A 21,338-nucleotide genomic window follows, 5' to 3' on the forward strand; every position below is an offset into this window, starting at 1 on the left:
AGCGCTCAGCACATTATTCCTAGGAGAATCTGATGCCCAAGCCCAAGAAGGGCGCCCGCCTCGGCGGTTCCGCTTCCCACCAGCGGCTCATCCTCGCGAACATGGCCACCCAGCTGTTCGAGCACGACGCCATCCGCACCACGGAGACCAAGGCGAAGCTGCTGCGTCCGTATGCCGAGAAGCTCATCACCAAGGCGCGCCGTGGCACGCTGGCCGACCGTCGTGAGGCCGCCAAGGTCATCCGCGACAAGGACGTCCTGCACAAGTTGTTCGCGGAGATCGGCCCCCGTGCCGCGAACCGCGACGGCGGCTACACCCGGATCGTCAAGCTCGAGAACCGCAAGGGCGACAACGCGCCCATGGCGATGATCGCGCTCGTCACCGAGGAGCTCGCCTCCTCCGAGGCCTCGCGCGCCACGCGCGCCGCCGCCTCGAGGAAGGCCGCCGAGAAGCCGGCCGCGGCGGAGGAGCCCGCCGAGGACACCGGGTCCGACGCCACTGCCGAGGCCGAGGCCAACAGCCCGGTCGCGGACCAGGTCGAGGCCGCCGACGACGCCGAGGTCGCCAAGGCCGAGGAGACCGCCGAGGTCGTCTCCGAGGACTCGACCCACGCCGACGACACCGAGCAGAAGGCCGACGACGCCTGATCCGTCCCGGGCCGATCCGCTCGGATAGCGCTCACGAGGGCCCCGTCCCCGCCACGTGTGGGGGTGGGGCCCTCGTCGCGCCGGCCGCCCCACGTCTCCACCACGCAACCCCGGCGCGCAGCCACCCCGGCCAGCGGATTGCACAACACCACGGCGGCAACGCGCGAGAGACTCCCGAGCTGGCGTTGTGCAATCACGCGGCCGTGGTGTGCAGAACCGGCGGCGGCGTCGCGGCGGCCTCGGCTACAGCACCGCGCCGACGGCGTCCGCCATCGCGCGGTGCCCCGCGGCGGTGGGATGCATGGGGTGCGAGCCGGTCTCGACGCCGGTGAAGTCGGTGTAGCGCACGTCCGGGGCGGCGCAGGCGCTGCGCTCCCGGGCGTCCTCCGGCAGGACCGCCTCCGCCCCGGCCCGTCCGGCGGCGTCGGTGACGATGCGGTTGATCCGCTCGGTGACGGCGCGGGTCCAGGTGATGTCGCCGGGGCTCATGCGGGAGACGAAGTCGCAGCCGCCGTCGGCGGGCACGAGCGGCAGGTACGCGGTGGTGACGACCCGGGCGTCGGGGGAGCGCTCGCGGATGCCGGCGTACACGGTGTCGAGTCGATCCCCGAGGCCGTCGAGCGCGCCGGTGACCGGCAGCTCCAGGCGGTCGCGGCACGGGGACCCGGCGGCCGCCCGCGGGGTCTGCACGATGCACTCGACCATTGCGCCGAACCCGATGTCGTTGCCGCCGATCGACAGGGTCACGAGGTCGGTGTCGTGGGTGAGGGCGTCGAACTGCGGCGGGGTCTCGACGATCTGGGGGGCCGTCATGTCCGGCGTCTCGGCGCCGCCACAGGTCACGTCCACGAGTTCACCCACGTCCGGCCGCTCGGCGAGCAGCGACGCGTAATTCCGCGACGAGCGGTGGCAGGCCTGCGGGCCGCTCGTGGGGGCGGCGGTGGGGCCGAGCGCGGCGAACGAGTCGCCCAGGGCCACGTAGCGGGCGTACCGCGGTGCGGCGTTCGCACCGGACTTGGACGCGTCGGCCGCCGTGCCCCCGGTCGGCGTGCCCGGGCCGTCCCGGCCGGCCTCGTCGTCACCACCCCCGCAGGCCCCCAGGGCCAGTACGGCGGCGAGGGCCGTGGGCGCGAGCAGGGCGGTGCGGGGGCGCGGGCGGGGGAGATGTGACGACGACATGGGTCCATGGTGCCGGAGGGGCGGTGTGCCGAGTTTTCCGACGTCCGCCGCCGTGGACTAGCGTCGAGCGACGTGAGCACCCGCCGGATCCGCCTGGACGTCGCCTACGACGGCACCGACTTCTCGGGCTGGGCGCGCCAGCCCGGCCGGCGCACCGTGTGCGGGGTGCTCGAGGAGGAGCTGGGCCGGGTGCTGCGCCATCCCGTGCAGCTCACGGTGGCCGGGCGAACCGACGCCGGGGTGCACGCCCGCGCGCAGGTGTGCCACCTGGACGTGGACCCGGCGTGGCTGGACCAGCGGTCGGTCGGCGGAGACCCTGCGGCGCTCGTGCGGCGGCTGGCGCGGCTGCTGCCGGGGGATGTGGCGGTGATGCACGCCGCCTGGGCGCCGGCGGAGTTCGACGCGCGCTTCTCGGCGCTGCGCCGGCACTACGAGTACCGGCTCACCACCGCGCCGTGGGGTGCCGAGCCGACCCGCGCCCGGGACACGGCCGCCTGGCCGCGCACCGCGCAGCTCGAGCTGGTGCGGGAGGCCTCGCGGCGGTTGCTGGGCCTGCACGACTTCGCGGCCTTCTGCCGCCGCCGCGAGGGCGCCACCACGATCCGCGAGCTGCAGCGCTTCGACTGGCGCGCCGAGCCCGATCCGCGCGGTGCCGACGCCCCGGGCGCGGCCGAGGTGTGGACCGCGAGCGTGAGCGCGGACGCATTCTGCTGGTCGATGGTGCGCAGCCTCGTGGGCGCGGTGATGGCCGCGGGGGAGGGGCGGCGCTCCCTCGAGTGGATCACCGGCCTGCTCGCCGAGACCGAGCGGTCCTCGGCCGTGCCGGTGGCCCCGGCGTGTGGGCTGAGCCTGGTGGGGGTCGACTATCCGGCGGACGACGAGCTGGCGGCCCGTAACCTCGCCACCCGGGAGTCACGCACCGCGCCGTTCGACGGCGGTGAGGCCTGTTGCGGCGGATGAGCACGTGCGGTCAGGGCGCCGCGGCCTCGAGGATCGGGCCGAGAGCCAGCAGCATGACCATCGACCACGCGACGTGCGTGACGACGGGGCCGAGCACTCCGCCCGTGATCCGTCGCTGCACGGCGGTGACGAGTCCGAGGAGTACCGCGGCCACCACGAGCAGGGGGATCCCCGACGTGGCGGTGACGGCCGCGTAGACGCCGGTGCTCACGAGCACCGGGTGGAACCGGCCCGCCGCGGAGTACACGGCGCCCCGGTGGAAGCACTCCTCGGCGACGCCGTTGACCGCGGTGAGCGCCCCGACCAGGGCCAGGCTGCCGACCGTGGCGTGGTCGAGCAGCGCCTGGACCGGGTCGCGCAGCGGCGCGATCCGGGCCACGATGAGCGCTCCCAGACAGAACACGACCGCCAGGACCGTGGCCGTGAGAACGGAGGAGAGGACCGGCCGGTGCCCTTCGTGGTCCGGTTCGGTGCCCAGGTGGATCGGCCCCGAGGCGAACGCGCCGGTCAACCACACCAGCGCGAGCGCGGCCGTGGCCGGGTAGAACAGCGTGTCACCGGCGGGGATCCGCAGTGCCCAGGCGTTGACGGCGATCCCGGCGACGAGCGTCACCGCCACGACTGTCAGGCGCCGGCGGCGCAGCCCCTGCGGGTCCCGGTTCTCGCGGTCCCCGTTGCGCCACGCGCGGAGATAGCGGTCCGCGACCGCCCGGGTTCCGGTCATCGTCCCCTCCTCGCCGTCGGTGGCGGGGCGACCGGTTCCAGTGCCGCTCGTATGGCCTCCCCCGGGCCCGTCCAGCGGCCCCCGGCGGGCACGAGCCCGGCCGCCGCCGAGAGGTCCTCACACACCATGTCGTGGCGCAGGCTCTCTACGAGGGCGGCCACGGTGGTGGGATCCTGTGGCACCATCCGCGCGAGCCCGTTCGCGACGAGGTTCCAGGGTACCGGCGGGGCGGGGATCCGCACGGTGGGCGTCGCGTAGATCCGGAGCAGATCCGGGTAGGTGGGCTGCGCCGCACCCGAGGTCGGCGTGGCGGGTGCGCGGCCGCACACAGCGCTCCGTGCCGACGGCCTGCATCGCGGAACGCATGGTGCGGGCCCCGGTGGCGTCCTCGTCGCGGAAATCGGGGCCGCCCGCCATGCGGTGGACGAGGTAGACCACCGCGTCCACGTCAGCGACGGCGTCGGCGACCGATCCGGGGTCGAGGACGTCGCACCTGGCCGTCTCGACGCGCCGGGCCCACGGGGTGCGTGCGCCTCGCCGCGGATCGGTGTATCCAGCCCGGACCGTGTACCCGCGGTCGAGCAGCAGGGGAATCAGCCGGGAGCCGACGTATCCGCCGGCGCCCGTCACCAGGACGCGCACGTTCACCGCTCCGGGCGCGCGGCACGCCACAGGGTCGGGGGCCTGACCCCGGACCAGTCGGCGTCCGACGGGATCTGGGTGGCCGGATCCTCCAGCGGGTCGGCGCCGTCCCACGAGGCCGGGCGTGCGGGGCCGATCGGCACGCGCAGCGCCTCGCGGACGGCCTGCCGGTACCCGGTGCGTCCGCCGGGCGGGGCGCCGAGTACCTCGTCGGCGTCCTCGCGCAGCACGATTGCCTCGCAGCGCAGCGATTCCACGAGTGGGCCGGCGAGCCCGAGCGGCAGGGGTGTGACCAGTCCGGTCCACAGCGAGGACAACCGGGGTGTGAGGAGGGGCACCGGGACCATGATCCGTCGGTGCAGTCCGGCCTCCTCGGCGTACTGCTGCATCATCTCGCCGTACTCCAGGACGTCGGGCCCGCCGATATCGACGGTGCGTCCGGCGTCGAGCGGGCAGGTGGTGGCGGCGGCGAGATAGTGCACGACGTCCCGCACGGCGATGGGCTGGATGCGGTTGTGCACCCAGCTCGGAGTGACCATGGCGGGCAGCCGGGTGGTGAGGTGACGGATCATCTCGAAGGAGGCCGAGCCGGAGCCGATGACGACGCCGGCCTGGAGAACGAGCGCCGGGACGCGGGAGCCGAGGAGGATCCGGCCTACCTCGACGCGAGACCGCAGGTGCGGGGACAGGTCCTCGTCGCCGTCGGGGTGCAGTCCCGACAGGTGGACGATCCGGCGGACGCCCGCGGCCTCGACGGCGTCGACGAAGCTGCGGGCGGTCTCGCGCTCCTCGCGCTCGAAGTCCTCCGACGTGCCCATCGAGTGCACGAGGTGGCAGGCCACGTCGACGCCGCGCAGAGCCCGCGAGAGAGACGCGTCGTCGTCGAGTCCGCCCTCGTGGACGGTGACCCGGTCCCGCCAGGGCACGTCGGCGAGCTTGTCGGGTGAGCGGGCCAGCACCGAGACGTGGGTGCCGTCGGCGAGCAGGCGGGGTACGAGGCGGGATCCGACGTAGCCGGTGGCGCCGATGACGAGGACGGAGGCGGCCACCGGTCTACAGCTCGACCGTGCCGCGCGTGCCCATGTCCGGCGTGCGGTCGTCCGAGGAGAGCGCTGCGCGGACGAACGAGGCCACGTGGGCGACGGTCGACCCGCTGGAATCCCAGTACTCGGCCGATTCGGCGTCCACGTAGATCGCGACGGCGGAGTCGGGACCCTCGGGGAGCCAGGCGTCCGTCGCGGCCGACCAGTTCTCGGAGACCGTCGCGCGGCTCTCGTCGACCACCGCCCGTCCGGCCACGGAGACGAAGCCGTCCCGGGACTGGACGGACACGTTGACTCGGTTGTCGGCCGCGATCTCCGCGAGCAGGTGGCCGTCCTTCGGCGCGAGGAAGCGGAAGCGGCCGCTGAAGTCCGAGTCCTGGCGGGTCATCGGGCGGGCCATCAGGCGGCCGTCGGGGCCGATCGAGGTGACCATGCAGATCGGCGACTTCTCGACGAGGTCGGTGACGATCTGCTCAGGGTTGCGGGTGTCGTCGCTCATGCGGGCGTCCTTCTCGTCGTGCGGGGGTGGGGGAGGTCAGGCTTCGGCGGCGTCGCCCTCGGCGAGGCCTTCGGCGTCTGGGGCGTCGGCCGAGTCGGCGGTCTCGTCCTCGTAGCCCTCGATCACCTCGTCGGCGTGGGCCAGCTGGTCCTCGGTGGCGTCGTCGAGTTGCTCGCCGACGGGGTTGTTCGGGTCGGTGCTCACAGGGATCCTCTCGGTGCGGCGGGGACGCGGCCCCGGGTCGTCCCTATTCACTCACCCGAGGCGCCACGGCGACACCGGTCGCCGGCGTCGTCGCCTCCGGGGCCGCTCAGCGCGCCCAGTCGTGGGCGGTCCAGAACTGCTCGAGCGCCTGCCCGAGGCGGGTGCGTTCCTGCATGGGCAGGGAGTGGGCGCTCCCCGGCCACACCTCGACGTCCGCGTCGGGCCGGAGCGCGCGGGCGCGGTCGGCGGCCTCGGCGCCCCGGCGAGTGACTGCCCCCGGAGACGTCGAGGCGGAGGGGGGTCGCGGACCCCGTCGTCGCCGCGCGGATCCTCGTGGCCGCCGCGGACGGCCTGATCCTCCGGGTGTTGGTGGGCGACCTCACCGCCCGGCAGGCGGAGGAAGCGCTGCGCGGCGCCGTCGACGGCACGATCGGCCTCTGATCCGGATACTGGGGGCAGGAACGCGCGCCGACCGTCGGCGCGCCGGGCGACACGGGACGGAAGGTGAACGGATGGCGATCGGTGCGGCACGGCCCCGGGAGTTGTCCCGGTCACTGGACCTGACCGGCGTCCGCATTGAGACCGCCCGCCTCCGCTCGGACCGGGCGATCACCGCCTTCTGGCGGTGGTGGGCCGACGGCGGGGCGCGCCGGTCGGCCGCCGCGTGCGCGTCCGGCGACGTCCGCCGCGTGGTGCCGGAGATCACTTCGCTCATCGAGGCCGTGGACCCAGGGCTGTCCTGGGAGTTCGTACCCGGCCACGGGGGCGCGCGGCACCGGCTCACGGTGACGGCCGCGGGCGTGCCCGAGCTGCGTGGGGTGGCCCGCCGCTGGCTCGCGGCGGCGCCACCGGCCGACGAGACGTGGTGCTTCGACGACCTGCGCGAGCCGGTGGCCGGCTGTGCGATGTATTTCCGCGACCACCGCCTGGGCTTCGACGAGGCCGAGGTCGTGGTGGACGTGGGCCTGTCGCAGGCCGACGTGACCGTGCACCACCCGGCGTTCGCGGGCCTGTCCGGCCCGGATCGGGGCGTGGCCGCCTACCTGCTGCTCGACGCCATCTGCGGCGAGGCGGCGGTGGAACTGTGGGTGGGGTGTATCCGCGCCAACGCCACGGCGCCGGGTGACGACGCGGTGCGACTGTCCGACCTGCCGGGGATCCTGCGCGACCTGGCCGAGGATAACCGGGACGAGTGGGGCGGCCCGGCGTGGCAGATCCTCCACGGCGACACCCCGGGCGGGCCGCTCGTCGCGGTGGTGCGGGTGCCGCTCGTGGCGCTGTCGGCCCCGGAGTTCGACCGGCACGTGGCGGTCAGCGTCCCCTATGCGGATGTCGAGGAATGCGGACTGCCGGGCCCGCTCTCCCTGCCGGGCCTGCGGGACCTCGAGGACCATCTGGTGGACCGGATCGCCGGAAACGGCGAGTGCGTGGGGGCGGAGAGCTGCGACGGCCGGCGCCTGCTGCACTTCTACGTGGACTCCACCACCCCGGCCGACGAGCAGCTCCGTGTGTCGGCCGCGGGCTGGGACCAGGGCGAGGTGACCGTCCGGGTCACCGACGATCCGGGCTGGCGGAAGGTGCAGCACCTGCGGGTGTGACCTCGGCGGGTCCGTTCACATAGCGTTCCTCGCCGGGTCCGGACACGACCGACACCCGGTACGGCTCCCCGCCCCGCGGTTCCACGGAGATCCAGCCGTCGATCCGGCCGTCCAGGACCAGGTCCGGGGGTGCGCCGGCCGCGGTGTCGTGGGGCAGCCCCACACCCCAGTCGGCGTCCACCCGGATCACGGTGGGCGCGGTGACGTCGGGGCCGCCCGGCCCGGCGAACGCGTCGATGCGGGCCTCGCTGAGCTTGCCGGCGACGTCCCACACGACCGCGTCGACGGGGGCTCCTGCGTCGGAAGCGTCGGGGTCGACGATCCGGTAGCGCGTTTCGTCGGCAATCGCGAGCAGAGGACGCCAGCGGTCGGGGACGTCGGTCACCACCGCCACCCGGTAGCCGGAGGCCACGGCGCGGAGGACGACCTGCCGGCACACCGTCGGACGCGCCGCGAGGAGGACCGAGCGCAGGTGCGGGCCGGCGAGCTGCAGCGCCGAGGCGCCGCCTGCGCGCGTTGCCCCGAGGATCTGGCCCGCGCCGTGGGCGGGCGGGGCGAGGAGATCAAGGTCGGCGATGCGGTGCCGTGCCGCCGCCCCGGCCAACTCCTCGGTCAGGGGTTCGCCCGGTACCGGCAGCATTCCACCGTCGAGGAGAGGCCGACAGGCCCCGGTGGCCGGGGTGGGCAGCGCGCCCGGGTCGGCGCCCGTGAGGCCCGCGACCGTCACCACGTCGACCCGGTCCGGGCGGCCGGGCACCGGCCGGAGCCGCAGGACCTCCGTGACCTCCGCCGCCGGGACCGCGCCCAGCGCGTCGACCACCGTGCGCGCGTCGGCCCCGGCGCGCACGATGAGCCCTATCCGGTCGCCCGACCGGGCATCCTCCTCCGCCTCGAGATAGCGCTCGGCGAGCTCGGCGGCGTCGAGAACGCGGCAGGGTACCCCGTGGTGGACGAGCGCGCGGCGCACTCGCTCGGTGGCCACGGCGACTCGGCGCTCGAGGTCGCCGCGGTCGGTCGTCCCAGGGCAGGCGGCCAGGCGCTCGAGGTCGAAGCGGAGCAGCAGGTGCACCCGCCGTCGCGAGATCAGGGCGAGCGGCCCCACGAGGGCGGCGTAGACCGCTCCGTCCGGACCGGTGGAGGTTCGCCGGCCCCGGACCACGACGTCGATCCCCTCGAGGGCAGGCCCGCCGCGGTCGAGCTGTCGCCCCACGGCGCTGAGCGGGAGCCGCACGCCGGGGAAGTCGGCGGGGTCGTCGCGGCCGACCTCGGTGGGGGCGGTCGAACCGCCCGAGATCTCTACGGCCGTGGTGACGATCCGGTGGCCCTCCACGCAGCCGACGTGGGACCGGTCCGGCGCGACGAGGTCCACGACATCGACCGGGGGGCGCCGCGCACCGGGGCGGGTCCCGAGGAACGGGCGGCCGCCACGGCGAGCCGTCACCGCTGCGGCGACCAGCGCGGCGGCGGCGAACTGGACCCACGGCTGCCACGCCGGCGGGCACGCCACGGTGAGCGCCAGACAGAGGACGACGAGGACGGGTACCGACGTCACCGCCACCCCCTCCCCGGTCCCCGGGCCCGGTGCCGGAGCCGGGAGGGGAGACCGGCCACCGCGGCCGGATGCTGGCGTATCCTACCCCCGGTGCACCCGCCGAAGGGGTGCCACGTCGGCGGAGGGGAGCCGGGTCGTGCCGCTGAAGCCCACCACAAAGGCGCAGGTGGACGGCCATCGTTTCCTCGGTCGGCGGGCCCGGCACGCGGTGGTGTCCCGGGACGTGCGGATGCTGCACGATCCGCTGCGCCGCCAATCGCTCGGGCTGACCGTCGGGGCCGTCGCGGCGGTCCTCGTGTGCGCCGGGGCCGCGATCCTCTCGTTGCTCGACCCCGCGCCGGATGTCGGCCGGTCCACGATCATGGTGTCGCGCGAGTCCGGCGAGATGTACGTCCGCGTCGGCGACGCGGTCCACCCGGTCCTCAACCTCGCCTCCGCGCGGCTCGTCGTGGGCGAGCCCGCCCAGCCGGTGATCGTCCGCGAGCGCGACCTCGTGAGCACGAGCCGCGGCGGACTGGTCGGTATCCCCGGTGCGCCCTCGGCCCTCCCTGCGGAGCGGGATCCGGCCGCCGCCGCGCGGATCTCCTGGACCGTGTGCGACACGGTGGCGGACGCGGACCGCGGCCAGCCGCGGGTGTCCGCGACGACTGTGGTGGCGCGCGAGGACACGGCCGCCCCGGGCAGGGTGACCGCCGACGACGAGGTGGTCGTCGCGAGCCAGGAGGGCCAGGGGTGGCTGCTGCGCGCGGGCACCCGCGCCCGCATCGACCTCGCCGACGAGGCGCTGCTGGCGGTCCTCGGCCTCGACGGGGTAGCCCCGCGGCCGGTGTCCGCCGCGCTGCTCGACCCGTTCCGCGAGGTGACTCCGGTGGCGCGCCCGGAGATCGACCTCGTGGGCGAGCCGGTGGACTACGGGCTCGATGGGCTCCTGATCGGACAGGTGTTCACCGTCGCCTCCGCGACGGGGCCGCGCACCCACGTGGCGCTGGCAGACGGCGTCCAGGAGGTCGGGCCGGTGGTGGGGGACCTCGTCCGCGCAACTGTCACGGTGGGGGAGGTGGTGAGCGTGGCGCCCGACCGCATGGACGTGCCGCGCTCGGTGGCCCTCGACGTCTCGGCGTTCCCCGGGGACCGTCCCCGGGTCCTCGCCAACGGCGACTCCCCGGTCCTGTGTGCCCGGGACGGCGCGGACGAGGCCGCCGCGACGCGCCGGGTGACGATGGTGGCCGGTGCCGGGGAGCCCGGCCCGGGGGAGGTCCGTACGCTGGCGGGGGCGGACGGCGGCGGTCCCGCGATCGACGCCGTGGGCGTCCCGGGCGGCGGGGTGCTCGTCGCGGCCGCCGGCCGGGGGAGCGCCACGCGCAGCGCGGTGACGACCGTGATCACGGACACCGGGGTGCGCTTCGACGTCCCCGACGCGGAAACGGCCGCCGCGCTCGGCGTGGGCGGCACCCCGGTCCCGATCGATCCCGGCACCCTCGACCGTCTGCCCGCGGGCCCGCGCCTGGACCGGGGGTCGGCCCTGGTCACCCGGGACGGGACGGACCTCGCCCCGGCCGTGGACGACGCGCCAGGGCGGTGACGACGAGCACGGCCGTCCCCAGGACGAGGGCCGCCGCAGCGACCACGCCCCCGGGTCCCGCGCCGGGCGGGTCGTGCGGGGGGCCGGGCGCGGGCTGAGCGGCCGCGACCGGCTCCGGGCGGGCCGACTGACGGATCCCGGTGACGGCGGACACCGGGTCCACCACACCGTGTCCCACCGCGAAGTCGCGCCCGCCGGCCGCGGGGAGCGCGGTGTCGCGGATGCGGTCGATGACCTGCCGGGCGGAGAGTTCGGGGTGCGCCTGTCTCACGAGCGCGGCCACACCGGCCACGAAGGGGGCGGCGAAGCTCGTGCCGGTGATGGGCACACGGGAGCCGTCGGCGGCGACCACCACGTCGGACACGCCGTCGCCGTCGGCGCCCACCGACCGCAGGTCCACGGCGGGCGCGGCCACGTCGACCCACGGTCCCCGGAGCGAGAAGTCGGCGGGCGCACCGGCCGCGTCGACGGCGCCCACTGTGAGGACGAACTCGTCGTACCAGGCGGGGGAGGCGACGGTGACCACGTCCCCCCAGCCGTCGTCGTGCGGGTCGGTGGGGTCGGGCCCGCCCGGGTTCTGGTCGGCGCAGTCCCGGCCCACGTTGCCGGCGGCGGCGACGATCACGACGTCGTGTTCGGTGACGGCGTGGCGCACCGCGCCGCCGAGGGGCCCGTCGGCGAGCCGGGTGCCCGCGGGGACGCAGGCAACCTCGGAGATGTTGACGATCCCCGCCCCCGCGTCGACCGCCGCCCGCAGCGCGGCGGCCAGCGTGGACAGGGTCCCGACGCCCGGGCCGACGGACGCGTCGTCGCCGTCCGGGGCCCCGGCCCGCAGCACCCCGGAGGACTGCCGGATCGAGACGATCTCGACGCCCGGGGCCACCCCGGTGTGGCCGGAGTCGTCCTCCTGCGCGGCCAGGACCCCGGCGACGAGCGTGCCGTGCGCGTCGCAGTCCTCGGTGCCGTCGCCGCCCGGGGCGAGGTCACCGCCACCGCGGACCCGGGGCAGTCGTGGGCCGGGGTTGACCCCGGTGTCGATGACGGCGACGACCTGGCCCTCCCCGCGCCCGTGGATCCATGCGGGGCGAAGGTCGGCGGCGGTCGTGGCGGCGGGCGGCGCGGCGGGGTCGAGGACCGCCGCCGTGGTCCGGCACGGTCCGTCGAGGCGGAGTTCACCCGGGGGCGCGAGGTTCGCGGCGGGGACGGGGCCGTCGATCGACGGGCGCTCGACCGCGGTGGCCGCCGGCACTCCCGCTTGCGGGCCGAGGAGCCCGGCCACCACGAGGACGCCCGCCCCGCGCAGTGCCCCGCCGGGCAGGCCGCGGCTCCGCGTGACCGTCATTGCTGGCGGACGAGGGAGTACACGCCCGTGGCCCCGACGGCGAGGGGGACCACGCTGCACAGGAGAACGGCCTCGACCGTGCCCACCGCGCGGAGCGCCCCGGGGGAGAGCTCGATCCGGGGCAGCAGCGTCGCGGCCACCACGACCGCTGCCGCGACCGCGGCCGCCGCGGGGACCACCACCGCGACAGGCTCCGACAGAGTCGCCAGCGCGCCGAGGAGGATGCCCGCCGTGAGGGCGAGCGCCGATACGAGGAGGACGGTGGTGTGCACGCGGTCGGCGTATGCGAGGCCGCGCAGGACCAGGAGGATCACCAGCACGAACGCCGTCGGCGCGGCCCAGCGCGTGGCGTCCGGGTCCCCGAGCGCCACCAGCGCCCCGGCCGCGGCGGCCGCCCCGGAGGCGGCGAGCAACCCGGTCAGCCAGGAGCGGGAGGTGAGGAAGCGGTGCCGCAGTGCGGCCGGGGTGGGCAGCGCCGGGGCCTCCGCCCCGGACCCGGCACCGTCGCCCTCGCGGGCGCGGAGGTCGTGGTCGAGGTCCTCGAGGTCCCCGGCGTCGACGTCCTCGCCCGGCGTGGGCACCGGCGGGACGGGGATGCGGGCGGCGGCGACGGCGAGGCGGGGCGCGGAGGTGAGGACGAGAAGTCCCGCAAGGAGCGTCCCCGCGCCCGCCGCGGCGGGCGGGGCGCCGGTGGTGGCGGCGACCCCCGCGGCCACCGCCCCGATCGCCAGGGCGACGGTGAGCGCGAGGTAGCCGGCGGCCAGGGCGTACGTCGTCCGGACAGTCGCGTCCGCCGCGTCGCCGTCGCGCGGCGGGGTCGGCCGGAAGACGGTGGCGCGCAGCACCCCGGCGAGCACGGCCCCGGCCGTGAGGGCGCCGAGCAGAGCGCCGGGTCCGCCGGGCGGCTGCCCGACCGTGCCCGCGGCCAGGACCGTGAAGCCGACGGCGGCCCCGCCGGCCGCGGCATGCGCGTGCCCGGGCGCCGCGGTGCCCCGCAGGGCGAGGACGGCCGCCAGGCCGACCACCGCGAGGAGGGCCGCCGCGAGCGGCACGACCGGCGAGCCGCCGGTCCACCACTGGCGGAGGAGGGCCGCGCCCGCCAGGGCAGCCGTCACGGACGCGGTCCGGGCGGCCACCCGGGCGGCGTCGTGGCGGTCCCAGGCGGGGGTCCGCGCGACATCGGCCTCGGTGAGGCCCTGCAGCACGTCGTCGAAGAGCGGGGCGGGCGTCGGGACGGGCCGGTGATCGAGGACGAGGATCTCGCCGTCGTGGACCCGCTGTTGGGCCAGGGTCTCGGAGACGGCGAGCGGCCCGCCGGCCAGGCGGGAGAGCTGCCACGACCCGCCCGCGCCACCGCCCATGCGCGCGTCGACGTCGACCGTCACGGCAGGGCCGGCCGCGGCGCGGACGTGCTCGCGGACGAGGTCCACCACCTCGGGGATCACCGCCACCAACTCGAGATGGGCGGGCAGGCTCAGATCGACCCGCGTGGTCCGGCAGACCACCGAGACCCGCCGCTGGTCCAGGGGCTCGACCCCGGCCGCCACGGGCCGCGACCCGTTCAGCTCCGTCACCGCTGTCTCCTCTCCGGGGCGAGCACGGTGACGTCCCCGTGCGGGCCCGTGCTGCCCTACCATCCCGTTCGGCGCGACGACCATTGTCGATGCCGAGGAGCGTTCGTGGGGGATCCACCCCGCGGCGGTGCGGCCAGGCGGGAGGGGACCTATGGGGGACGTGGTCTTCCCGCGCGCGGAGCGGCCCGAGGCGCCACCCGTCCCGACCGGGGAGGTCGCCCTGCAGGCGCCGCCGGGCCTGCCGCGTCCCACCCCGCGTCCGCTCCTGCAGACCGTGCTGCCGATCGTCCTGCTCGTGGCCGTGGTCGGCGCGGTGGTGGTGATGATGCGCGGCGGCATGATGCGTAACCCGCTGGCCATGATGTTCCCGGCGATGATGGCGGTCTCGGCGGTGGGCATGCTGGCGACCACCTTCTCCGGCGGCACGCGGACCGCCGAGACGGACGAGCTTCGCAAGGACTACCTGCGGTACCTGGGCCAGACCCGGGAGACGGTGCGGGAGACGGCGGCCGCCCAGCGCGCTGCCGCCCTGTGGCGCCACCCGGACCCGACCGAGCTGCCCGCGCTCGTGGGCACCCCGCGCATGTGGGAGCGTGATCCCACCGACGCCGAGTACCTCACCGTTCGCCTGGGCCCGGGCCGCCAGGCCCTCGCGACGCGGCTCGACGCGCCGGACACCGGGCCGGTGGACGACCTCGAGCCGGTGTCGGTGGTGAGCATGCGGCGCTTCGTCCGCGCGCACTCGGTGGTCGACGAGCTGCCCGTCGCACTGGACCTGCGGGCCTTTGCCGCGCTCTCACTGGACGGCGACGTGGACGTGGTCCGCTCGGCCGTGCGGGCGATGCTCGCGGGCCTGGCCGTCTCGCATGGACCGGACCGGGTGCGTGTGGCGGTGGCGGCGAGCGAGGGCGACGCGCGGCGCGCCTGGGAGTGGCTCAAGTGGCTGCCCCACCACGAACACCCCGTCTACACCGACGGCGGCGGCCGGGTGCGCCTCACCGAGTTCTCCCTCGGCGGCGTCGAGTCGATGCTCGCCTCGGACGTCGTGGAGCGGCCGGCCTTCGCGCCCAGCTCCCCGGCGCGGCCCGGCGTCCCCCACCTCGTCGTGGTGGTGGACGGCGTGGGTGTGTCGGGCGCCGAGCGGATCCTCGCCGAGGACGGACTCGATGGGGTCACCGTGATCGAGGTCTCGGGCAGCCGCGCCGGCCAGCTGCGCGACCTGGCCCTGCGGCGCGGCCTGTGCATCCGGGTCGTCGACGGCCGGGCCCGGCTGTGGACCCGGGGCGGTGAGGAGGAGGTCGCGCGGCTGGACGCCCTGAGCCCGCCCGAGGCCGAGCGGCTGGCCATGGCGATGGCCCGCTACCGCCTCCCGGACACGGTGACCAACGCCGACGGCTCCACTTCCACCCGGCGTGCCCCGGGGCTGCCCGACCTGTTGGGGATCGGCGTGGCGTCGCAGGTCGACCCGGCGGTGGCGTGGCGACGACGAGGGGAGCGGGACCGGCTCCGTGTGCCCGTCGGGGTGAGCCCCGACGGCGCGCCCGTCGAGTTGGACCTCAAGGAGGCGGCGCACGGCGGCATGGGACCCCACGGCCTGTGCATCGGCGCCACGGGCTCCGGCAAGTCGGAGTTCCTGCGCACCCTCGTGCTCGGCCTGGTCGCCACCCACGACCCGGACACGCTCAATCTCGTGCTGGTGGACTTCAAGGGCGGTGCCACATTCCTCGGGCTTGAGCCCCTCGCGCACGTCTCGGCGGTGATCACCAACCTGCAGGCCGAGATCACCATGGTCGACCGGATGCGGGACGCGCTCGAGGGCGAGCTCACGCGGCGCCAGGAGCTGCTCCGTGCCGCCGGCAACTACGCCAACGTCGGAGAGTACGAGGCTGCCCGGGCCAAGGGCGTCCCGCTCGACCCGCTGCCCACGCTGCTCGTCGTGGTCGACGAGTTCTCCGAGTTGCTCAGCGCCAAGCCCGAGTTCGCCGAGCTGTTCCTCACCATCGGGCGCCTGGGCCGCAGCCTGCACATCCACCTGCTGCTGGCCTCGCAGCGGCTGGAGGAGGGCCGCCTGCGGGGGCTGGACAGCCACCTGTCGTACCGGATCGCGCTCAAGACCTTCTCGGCCACCGAGTCCCGCAGCGTGCTCGGCGTGACCGACGCCTACCACCTGCCGGCCACCCCGGGGGCCGGCTACCTCAAGGTGGACTCCGGCGACCCGGTGCGCTTCGACGCGGCCTACGTCTCCGGACCGTACGTGGCGGACCGGCGGGTGGACGGCTCGTCCTCGGTCGTCGTCCCGGTCGCCCGCGCCACCCCGCGGGCGTTCACGTCCTGGTACATGCCGGTGCCGACGCCGCCGCCGGCCACGGTCCCCGCGGAGGAGCCGGTCACCGTCGAGGACACCTCGGCCAGCCTGCTCGACGTCCTCGTGGGCCGGCTCGCCGGGCACGGCAGGCCGGCGCACGAGGTGTGGCTGCCGCCGCTCGGGCAGGGCGCCCCGCTCGACGCCGCGGTGGGCACGGAGCCCTCCGGCGACGAGCCGGGATGTCCGCCCGCGCTGCGCTTCCCCCTCGCGGAGGTGGACCTGCCGTACGAGCAGCGGCGCGACACCTGGGAGGTGGACCTGTCCGGGGGCGACGGCAACGCGGCCGTCGTCGGCGGTACCCGCGCCGGCAAGTCCACCGCCCTGTGCACCCTCGTGCTCTCGGCGGCCGCGACCACCGGGCCCGACCGGCTCTGGATGTACGTCGTGGACCTCGGCGGCGGCCTGCTGCACGCGGTGGCCGCGCTGCCGCACGTGGGTGGCGTGGCCCGCCGTGGCGAGGAGGAGCGGCTCCGGCGCACCGTCGCCGAGGTGGAGTCGGAGTTCCGCCGCCGGGAGTCGGCGTTTCGAGAGGCCGGCGTGACCTCGGTGGAGCAGGCGCGACGCCGGGTCGTCGAGCGCGACGGGCGGCAGGTCGCCGAGTTCCCCGACGTCCTGCTGGTGATCGACGGGTGGCAGGCCTTCCGCGCCGAGTTCGACGACCTCGAGCAGACGGTCCTCGGCCTCGCCGCCGACGGCCTCGCCTACGGCGTCCATGTGGTCCTCTCCGCGGGCCGCTGGGCCGACCTCCGCCCCGCGCTGCGCGACGCCCTCGGCACCCGGGTCGAGCTGCGTCTCGGTGACCCCACCGACTCCATGATCGACCGGCGGGCGGCCATGACGGTGCCCACCGCGCCCGGGCGCGGACTCACCCGCGACCGCCACCATATGCTCGTCTACCAGCCCCGTCTCGACGGCGGGTTCGACGCGGAGGGCATCGATGACGCGGCGGCCGCCGCCGCCCGCCACCTCGCGGATCGATGGCGGGCCCGGGTGGGCGGGCTGGGCGCGGCCCCGGTGCGCATGCTCCCCGCGGTACTACCGTATGCGCAGCTCGCGAGCCTGGCGCGGCCCGGGCCGGACGGCACGCGGACCCGCGTGCCGCTGGGGGTGGACGAGGCCGACCTGCAGGTGGCGTACGCCGACCTCGGGGCCGACCCGCTGATGCTCGTCCTGGGCGACTCCGAGTCCGGCAAGACCTCCGTGTTGCGGTCGATCACCCGAGGGCTCGTCGCCGGGAACACCCACGAGGCCGCGAAGATCGTCGTGGTGGACTACCGGCGCACCATGCTCGGCGAGGTCACCGGTGACCACCTCGGCGGGTACGCCGCCACCGAATCGGCCCTGATACCGATGGTCGAGCACCTCGTGCGCATCCTCTCCGCCCGCATGCCCGGCCCGGACGTCACACCAGAGGAACTGCGGGCGCGGTCGTGGTGGAGCGGGCCCCGGATCCACCTCGTGGTGGACGACCTCGACCTGGTGGTCACAGGCTCCGGCAACCCGCTCCTGCCGCTGGTGGAGTTCCTCCCGCACGCCCGCGACATCGGGCTGTCCGTGGTCCTGGCCCGCCGGGCCGCCGGCGCGTCCCGTGCCCTGTACGACCCGGTCGTCGGACGCATCCGCGACCTCGGCGGCGCCGGACTGATCCTGTCCGGCAGCCGCGAGGAGGGGCCGCTCCTCGGCGGCGTCCGCCCGGGCCCGCTGCCCGCCGGACGCGGTCGGCTCGTCACCCGCGATGGCGGGGTCCGACTCGTGCAGACCGCGTGGTCCGAGCCGTGACGGGGCCGGGCTCGCGGGTAGCCGTGGACCTCACCTGCTCGGGGCTGGCGGTGGCCACCGCGTCGTCGTCGGCGGTCCTCGCCCCGACGGTCGCGCCCGCCTCGGTCCTCGCCGCCGCGGACGGCTCGGCGCTGCCGCCCGGGGGCGACCGCATCGAGTGCTCCGCGCGCGTGGACGCGGTGGCCGGCCGACACCCGGACCGGTGCCTGGCGGACCCGGTGGCCGCCGCGCACCGGGACCGCGTGGACGTGGCCGGGCTGTCCGTTCCCGTGCCCGAGCTGCTCGCGGCCCCCGTGGCCCGGGCCCTGCGCTGGGCCGGGGCGACCGACGGCGCCGGGGTGGCCCGCGAGGTCGTGCTGGTGGCCCCGAGCCACTGGGGGGCTGCCCGGACGGCGCGACTGGTGTCCGCCGCACGCGGGCTCGGGGTCGGGGCGCACGCCGTACGGGGCGCGCTGGTGACGGCCGAGGCGTTGCCGTCGTCGTCGGCGCGGTGGGCGGTGTGCGTCGAGGCGTGGACGGCGGGCACCACCGTGAGCCTCGTGGAACGCACCCGGGCCGGACTCACCCTGGTGGACCGGGCCGTGATCCACCGGTGGGACCCGTGTCGGGACGCGGTGCGCGACGACGAGGTGGCACGCGTGCTCGACGCCGTCGTGGGGATGCGGCAGGGGCGGCGCGCGCCGGGGAGCGGCTCGACCGAGGTGCTCGCCCGCGGCCGCAATGCCGAGCGGGTGGTCGACGCCTGCGACGCCGGGCGCCTGCTGTCCTTTCTCGTGCCCGATCCGGCGCCGGTCGAGGCGGCGCTGAGGATTCCCGGCACCGCCGCCTGACGCACGGTGCGGCCCCCGGGGCCGCGCAGAACTTCCTGCCGGAGGGGAACCGGACGAGGCCCCGCGCCCGTCGAACCCTGTGACGGACCCGGAGGGGGTACCGACGAGACGAGCGGCGGCACGGGTCGGCGCGAGGAGAAGGGGAGATCGAGATGACGGGACCTGTCGGAAAAGGACTCGCCGTCGATCCGGCCATGTTGGACCAGTTGGCCGGTCGCGTGGACACGGTGAAGGACGACGTCGACGGCATCCTCAAGCGGGTGCAGGGCATCGCCGACCAGCTGGCCAACCCGGCCGTCTGGTCCGGCCAGGGCCAGGTGCGGTTCGCCCAGGTGAGCACGGAGTGGCAGCAGAACAGCGCCAAGCTCAACGCGGCCCTGCTCGGGATCTCCCAGGGCCTGCGCTCCAACCGGTCCGGCCTCGAGACCGCGGATCAGGACGCCGGGGCGCGACTGGGCCGGGTGGACACCGGCGGCTCGCTCAACATCCCGGGCTGATCCGGACCGACTACACCCCGATTCGCAGGAGGAGAAGACCATGACCGGAACCATCCGCTACGACCACGGCGAGATCGCCGCCCTCACCGGCGAGATCTCCCGTGCCTCGACCTACTTCGAGACCGTGCTCGACCAGCTCAAGGCCGACGTCGACCGGCTCGGCTCGGACTGGGCCGGCGAGGCCGCCCCGGCCTACCGGATGCACCAGGACCAGTGGAACCAGGCGGCGTTCGCGCTCAAGCAGCTGCTCGCCGAGATCTCGGCCGCCACGATGGCCGGCAACCAGGGCATGCAGGACGCCGACCGGTTGGCCGCCCGCGCCTGGGGCTGACACCCGGCCCCACGGACTCCCCGCGCCCTCATGGAGAGAGGAGCGGGGAGTTTCGTGTGTCGCCTCAGTTCGCCGTGGCGAACGCCTGCGCCAGGCGGGCGATCTTCTGCGCGCGGGCCAGTCGCGGCAGGTCCGCGCCGTCGCGGCAACGCTCGCCGCCGGCGCCCAGCTCGTCGATCACGGACTCGGCCCACGAGACGTCCGCGGCCGAGGGGGAGAGGACCTCGTTGATGTACGGGGCCTGGTCGACGCGCAGACACAGCTTGCCCGTCATGCCCATCTCCACCGCGTGCTCGGCGGCGTCCATGAGTACCTGCGTGTCGTTGGAGATCGTGGGGCCGTCGATCGGCGGCGCCACGCGCGCCACCCGGCTGGACACCACGAACTGCGAGCGCGTGTAGGCGAGCGCGATCTGGGAGGCGCCGATGCCGGTGTCGCGGCGGTAGTCGCCGATGCCGAACGCCAGGCGGACCACCGAGTCGGTCCTGGCGATCTCCGTGGCCTGGGCCAGCCCCTCGGCCGACTCGACCAGAGCAACGATCGGCGTCTCGGGGGCCAGACGCGCGGCGGTGAGCGAGACGTGCTCGGGGTTCTCGGTCTTGGCCAGCATCACACCGTCCAGGCCAGGGCAGTGGCCGAGCGCCATGAGGTCCTTCTCCCACTCGGGGGAGCGGACGTCGTTGATCCGGATCCACGCGTGGTTGCCGGCCTCGAGCCACTGCCGCACCTCGCGGCGGGCGCGCTCCTTCTCCGACTGACGGCAGCCGTCCTCCACGTCCAGCACCACCACGTCCATCTCCGAGTTGGCCGCCGCGTCGAAGCGCTCCGACTTGTCGGCGGGCAGGAGCAGCCACGACCGGGCGATGGTCGGCGGGATGGTGGACATGGGACTCATGGGTACCGGGCTTCCTGTGCTGGTCACGTCAGGCGACGCAGGGTCGCGTGGCAACCTCCCCACGATACGTCGGAGCCGCGGCGGACTCCCAAACGAGAACCGGTTCCCACCTCTCGGGAGAGGTGGCCGCCGACGGGCACGTCGTGCCCGGGCACGAACCCCAGCACGTCGGTGTAGAAGGCCAGCGCCCTGGCCTGGTCGTCGACGACGACGGAGGTCACGGTGATCCGGAATCCAGGCCCGGGGATAGGCTCCGCCCATGCGCACCGTCCTCGTGATCGGCATCGGCACCGGCGACCCCCGCCACCTCACCCTGGCGGCCGTGGACGCGCTGCGCCGCGCCGACGTCCTGCTGCTGCTGGACAAGGGCGAGGCCACCGAGGACATGCGGGAGCTGCGTCGCCGGATCGTCGCGGAGCACCGCCCCGACGGCGGCCCCCGGGAGGTGGTGGTGGCGGACCCGCGGCGCGACGACGAGGTGGCGGCCTTCGACTACGACCGCGCCGTCGCCGACTGGCACGCCGAGCGTGCCCGCCGGATCCGTGTCGCCCTGGAGGCCGAGACGACCGACGACGGGGTGGCCGCGTTCCTCGTGTGGGGCGACCCGTCGCTGTACGACTCGACGCTGCGGATCCTGGACCGCGCGCGGGCCGCGGGTGCCGACTTCGCCGTCGAGGTGGTCCCCGGCGTCACCGCCCCGGCGGCCCTCACCGCCGCCTTCGGGATCTGCGCCAACCGGGTCGGCGAGCCCGTGCACATCACCACCGGCCGGCGCCTCGCCGGCACCCCTCCCGAAGTGCTGGCCAACGTCGTCGTCATGCTCGACGCCCACTGCGCGTTCCGGGATGTGGCCGGCCCCGACACCCACATCTGGTGGGGCGCCTACCTCGGCTCCCCGGAGCAGATCCTCGTCTCCGGGCCCGCGCTGGAGGTGGCCGAAGAGATCGTGCGCGTGCGCGCCGAGGCCCGCGAGCGGCACGGGTGGATCATGGACACCTATCTGCTCCGCAGCGGCGAGAGCGCGGCCGCCGGCGTGTGAGGCGCGCCCTGCGGACAGCGGCGGCCCGCACGTGCCGCCGCTCACGTTGACGCGTC

General features: G+C 75.5%; 21 protein-coding genes and 1 pseudogene. 10 read left to right on the top strand and 12 right to left on the bottom strand.

The window, feature by feature from the left end; translation table 11 throughout:
- Positions 1–32: 32 nt before the first annotated feature.
- Positions 33–647 (top strand): 50S ribosomal protein L17, encoded by a 615-nt coding sequence (gene rplQ, locus ACH0BZ_RS01730; RefSeq protein WP_406896162.1) that lies wholly within the window; start codon positions 33–35, stop codon positions 645–647.
- Positions 648–890: 243 nt separating this feature from the next.
- Here the strand turns inward: rplQ and ACH0BZ_RS01735 are convergent, their stop codons facing one another.
- Complete coding sequence (locus ACH0BZ_RS01735; protein ID WP_406896163.1) at positions 891–1,826, bottom strand: SGNH/GDSL hydrolase family protein; 936 nt, start codon at positions 1,824–1,826, stop codon at positions 891–893.
- A gap of 72 nt (positions 1,827–1,898) precedes the next feature.
- Between ACH0BZ_RS01735 and truA the strand changes: the two genes are divergently transcribed.
- Positions 1,899–2,786 carry a tRNA pseudouridine(38-40) synthase TruA gene (truA, locus tag ACH0BZ_RS01740; protein WP_406896164.1) on the top strand — a complete coding sequence of 296 codons (888 nt, stop codon included), beginning with the start codon at positions 1,899–1,901 and terminating at the stop codon, positions 2,784–2,786.
- A gap of 10 nt (positions 2,787–2,796) precedes the next feature.
- Here the strand turns inward: truA and ACH0BZ_RS01745 are convergent, their stop codons facing one another.
- The 6 genes and pseudogenes from ACH0BZ_RS01745 to ACH0BZ_RS01770 all read right to left on the bottom strand — a co-directional run bounded on the left by ACH0BZ_RS01745 (position 2,797) and on the right by ACH0BZ_RS01770 (position 5,898).
- Complete coding sequence (locus tag ACH0BZ_RS01745) at positions 2,797–3,510, bottom strand: type II CAAX prenyl endopeptidase Rce1 family protein (protein ID WP_406896165.1); 714 nt, start codon at positions 3,508–3,510, stop codon at positions 2,797–2,799.
- Positions 3,507–3,839, bottom strand: coding sequence for a hypothetical protein (locus tag ACH0BZ_RS01750; RefSeq protein ID WP_406896345.1), 333 nt, complete (start codon positions 3,837–3,839; stop codon positions 3,507–3,509). Before ACH0BZ_RS01750 ends, ACH0BZ_RS01745 begins: the two co-directional genes overlap by 4 nt.
- 55 nt (positions 3,840–3,894) lie before the next feature.
- Positions 3,895–4,266: pseudogene (locus ACH0BZ_RS01755) on the bottom strand (NAD(P)H-binding protein); the annotation flags it as partial.
- Positions 4,155–5,201 (bottom strand): NAD(P)H-binding protein, encoded by a 1,047-nt coding sequence (locus ACH0BZ_RS01760; protein WP_406896166.1) that lies wholly within the window; start codon positions 5,199–5,201, stop codon positions 4,155–4,157. The pseudogene ACH0BZ_RS01755 and the gene ACH0BZ_RS01760, both read right to left, overlap by 112 nt.
- A 4-nt stretch (positions 5,202–5,205) precedes the next feature.
- Positions 5,206–5,694 (bottom strand): pyridoxamine 5'-phosphate oxidase family protein, encoded by a 489-nt coding sequence (locus ACH0BZ_RS01765; protein ID WP_406896167.1) that lies wholly within the window; start codon positions 5,692–5,694, stop codon positions 5,206–5,208.
- Between the two features lie 36 nt (positions 5,695–5,730).
- Positions 5,731–5,898, bottom strand: a complete 168-nt coding sequence (locus ACH0BZ_RS01770) for a hypothetical protein (protein ID WP_406896168.1) — start codon at positions 5,896–5,898, stop codon at positions 5,731–5,733.
- 270 nt (positions 5,899–6,168) lie between these two features.
- On the opposite strand from ACH0BZ_RS01770, the gene ACH0BZ_RS01775 reads away from it, so the two are divergent.
- Both ACH0BZ_RS01775 and ACH0BZ_RS01780 read left to right on the top strand, forming a co-directional pair.
- The gene (locus ACH0BZ_RS01775) at positions 6,169–6,339 is read left to right on the top strand and encodes a hypothetical protein (RefSeq protein ID WP_406896332.1); all 171 of its coding nucleotides are present in this window, start codon (positions 6,169–6,171) and stop codon (positions 6,337–6,339) included.
- A gap of 71 nt (positions 6,340–6,410) precedes the next feature.
- Positions 6,411–7,496: a DUF695 domain-containing protein gene (locus ACH0BZ_RS01780; RefSeq protein WP_406896170.1), complete on the top strand. Its 1,086-nt coding sequence runs from the start codon at positions 6,411–6,413 to the stop codon at positions 7,494–7,496.
- On the opposite strand, the gene ACH0BZ_RS01785 is transcribed toward ACH0BZ_RS01780, so the two are convergent.
- Complete coding sequence (locus ACH0BZ_RS01785) at positions 7,450–9,048, bottom strand: type VII secretion protein EccE (protein WP_406896171.1); 1,599 nt, start codon at positions 9,046–9,048, stop codon at positions 7,450–7,452. The genes ACH0BZ_RS01780 and ACH0BZ_RS01785 overlap by 47 nt on opposite strands.
- Positions 9,049–9,184: 136 nt before the next feature.
- Here ACH0BZ_RS01785 and eccB point away from each other — a divergent pair, with 136 nt between their 5' ends.
- Positions 9,185–10,630 carry a type VII secretion protein EccB gene (eccB, locus tag ACH0BZ_RS01790; protein WP_406896174.1) on the top strand — a complete coding sequence of 482 codons (1,446 nt, stop codon included), beginning with the start codon at positions 9,185–9,187 and terminating at the stop codon, positions 10,628–10,630.
- Here eccB and mycP read toward each other — a convergent pair.
- Together mycP and eccD are read right to left on the bottom strand one after the other, a co-directional pair.
- On the bottom strand, positions 10,575–11,972 hold the full coding sequence (gene mycP, locus ACH0BZ_RS01795; protein ID WP_406896175.1) for a type VII secretion-associated serine protease mycosin: 1,398 nt from the start codon (positions 11,970–11,972) through the stop codon (positions 10,575–10,577). The genes eccB and mycP overlap by 56 nt on opposite strands.
- The gene (eccD, locus tag ACH0BZ_RS01800; protein ID WP_406896177.1) at positions 11,969–13,546 is read right to left on the bottom strand and encodes a type VII secretion integral membrane protein EccD; all 1,578 of its coding nucleotides are present in this window, start codon (positions 13,544–13,546) and stop codon (positions 11,969–11,971) included. The genes mycP and eccD overlap by 4 nt, the downstream gene beginning before the upstream one ends.
- A gap of 151 nt (positions 13,547–13,697) precedes the next feature.
- Between eccD and eccCa the strand changes: the two genes are divergently transcribed.
- The 4 genes from eccCa (at position 13,698) to ACH0BZ_RS01820 (ending at position 19,348) form a co-directional block, all read left to right on the top strand.
- Positions 13,698–17,690: a type VII secretion protein EccCa gene (gene eccCa, locus ACH0BZ_RS01805; RefSeq protein ID WP_406896179.1), complete on the top strand. Its 3,993-nt coding sequence runs from the start codon at positions 13,698–13,700 to the stop codon at positions 17,688–17,690.
- The gene (locus tag ACH0BZ_RS01810) at positions 17,687–18,520 is read left to right on the top strand and encodes a hypothetical protein (protein WP_406896181.1); all 834 of its coding nucleotides are present in this window, start codon (positions 17,687–17,689) and stop codon (positions 18,518–18,520) included. The genes eccCa and ACH0BZ_RS01810 overlap by 4 nt, the downstream gene beginning before the upstream one ends.
- A gap of 152 nt (positions 18,521–18,672) precedes the next feature.
- Positions 18,673–19,017 carry a WXG100 family type VII secretion target gene (locus ACH0BZ_RS01815; protein WP_406896183.1) on the top strand — a complete coding sequence of 115 codons (345 nt, stop codon included), beginning with the start codon at positions 18,673–18,675 and terminating at the stop codon, positions 19,015–19,017.
- A gap of 40 nt (positions 19,018–19,057) precedes the next feature.
- Positions 19,058–19,348, top strand: coding sequence for a WXG100 family type VII secretion target (locus ACH0BZ_RS01820; RefSeq protein WP_406896185.1), 291 nt, complete (start codon positions 19,058–19,060; stop codon positions 19,346–19,348).
- A gap of 64 nt (positions 19,349–19,412) precedes the next feature.
- Here ACH0BZ_RS01820 and ACH0BZ_RS01825 read toward each other — a convergent pair whose 3' ends face one another.
- Complete coding sequence (locus ACH0BZ_RS01825) at positions 19,413–20,234, bottom strand: HpcH/HpaI aldolase/citrate lyase family protein (protein ID WP_406896333.1); 822 nt, start codon at positions 20,232–20,234, stop codon at positions 19,413–19,415.
- 32 nt (positions 20,235–20,266) lie between these two features.
- The gene (locus ACH0BZ_RS01830; RefSeq protein ID WP_406896186.1) at positions 20,267–20,464 is read right to left on the bottom strand and encodes a VOC family protein; all 198 of its coding nucleotides are present in this window, start codon (positions 20,462–20,464) and stop codon (positions 20,267–20,269) included.
- Between the two features lie 38 nt (positions 20,465–20,502).
- Between ACH0BZ_RS01830 and cobF the strand changes: the two genes are divergently transcribed.
- On the top strand, positions 20,503–21,282 hold the full coding sequence (gene cobF, locus ACH0BZ_RS01835) for a precorrin-6A synthase (deacetylating) (RefSeq protein ID WP_406896187.1): 780 nt from the start codon (positions 20,503–20,505) through the stop codon (positions 21,280–21,282).
- The last annotated feature ends 56 nt before the right edge of the window (positions 21,283–21,338 follow it).

Source organism: Dietzia sp. 179-F 9C3 NHS, from assembly GCF_045369825.1.
Lineage (GTDB): Bacteria > Actinomycetota > Actinomycetes > Mycobacteriales > Mycobacteriaceae > Dietzia.

What these genes read in the sequence shown, in the direction of transcription:
- rplQ (WP_406896162.1), top strand. Translation starts at nt 33, where the DNA reads ATGCCCAAGCCCAAGAAGGGCGCCCGCCTCGGCGGTTCCGCTTCCCAC.
- ACH0BZ_RS01735 (WP_406896163.1), bottom strand. Translation starts at nt 1,826, where the DNA reads ATGTCGTCGTCACATCTCCCCCGCCCGCGCCCCCGCACCGCCCTGCTC.
- ACH0BZ_RS01745 (WP_406896165.1), bottom strand. Translation starts at nt 3,510, where the DNA reads ATGACCGGAACCCGGGCGGTCGCGGACCGCTATCTCCGCGCGTGGCGC.
- ACH0BZ_RS01765 (WP_406896167.1), bottom strand. Translation starts at nt 5,694, where the DNA reads ATGAGCGACGACACCCGCAACCCTGAGCAGATCGTCACCGACCTCGTC.
- ACH0BZ_RS01780 (WP_406896170.1), top strand. Translation starts at nt 6,411, where the DNA reads ATGGCGATCGGTGCGGCACGGCCCCGGGAGTTGTCCCGGTCACTGGAC.
- mycP (WP_406896175.1), bottom strand. Translation starts at nt 11,972, where the DNA reads ATGACGGTCACGCGGAGCCGCGGCCTGCCCGGCGGGGCACTGCGCGGG.
- eccCa (WP_406896179.1), top strand. Translation starts at nt 13,698, where the DNA reads ATGGGGGACGTGGTCTTCCCGCGCGCGGAGCGGCCCGAGGCGCCACCC.
- ACH0BZ_RS01815 (WP_406896183.1), top strand. Translation starts at nt 18,673, where the DNA reads ATGACGGGACCTGTCGGAAAAGGACTCGCCGTCGATCCGGCCATGTTG.
- ACH0BZ_RS01820 (WP_406896185.1), top strand. Translation starts at nt 19,058, where the DNA reads ATGACCGGAACCATCCGCTACGACCACGGCGAGATCGCCGCCCTCACC.
- ACH0BZ_RS01825 (WP_406896333.1), bottom strand. Translation starts at nt 20,234, where the DNA reads ATGTCCACCATCCCGCCGACCATCGCCCGGTCGTGGCTGCTCCTGCCC.
- cobF (WP_406896187.1), top strand. Translation starts at nt 20,503, where the DNA reads ATGCGCACCGTCCTCGTGATCGGCATCGGCACCGGCGACCCCCGCCAC.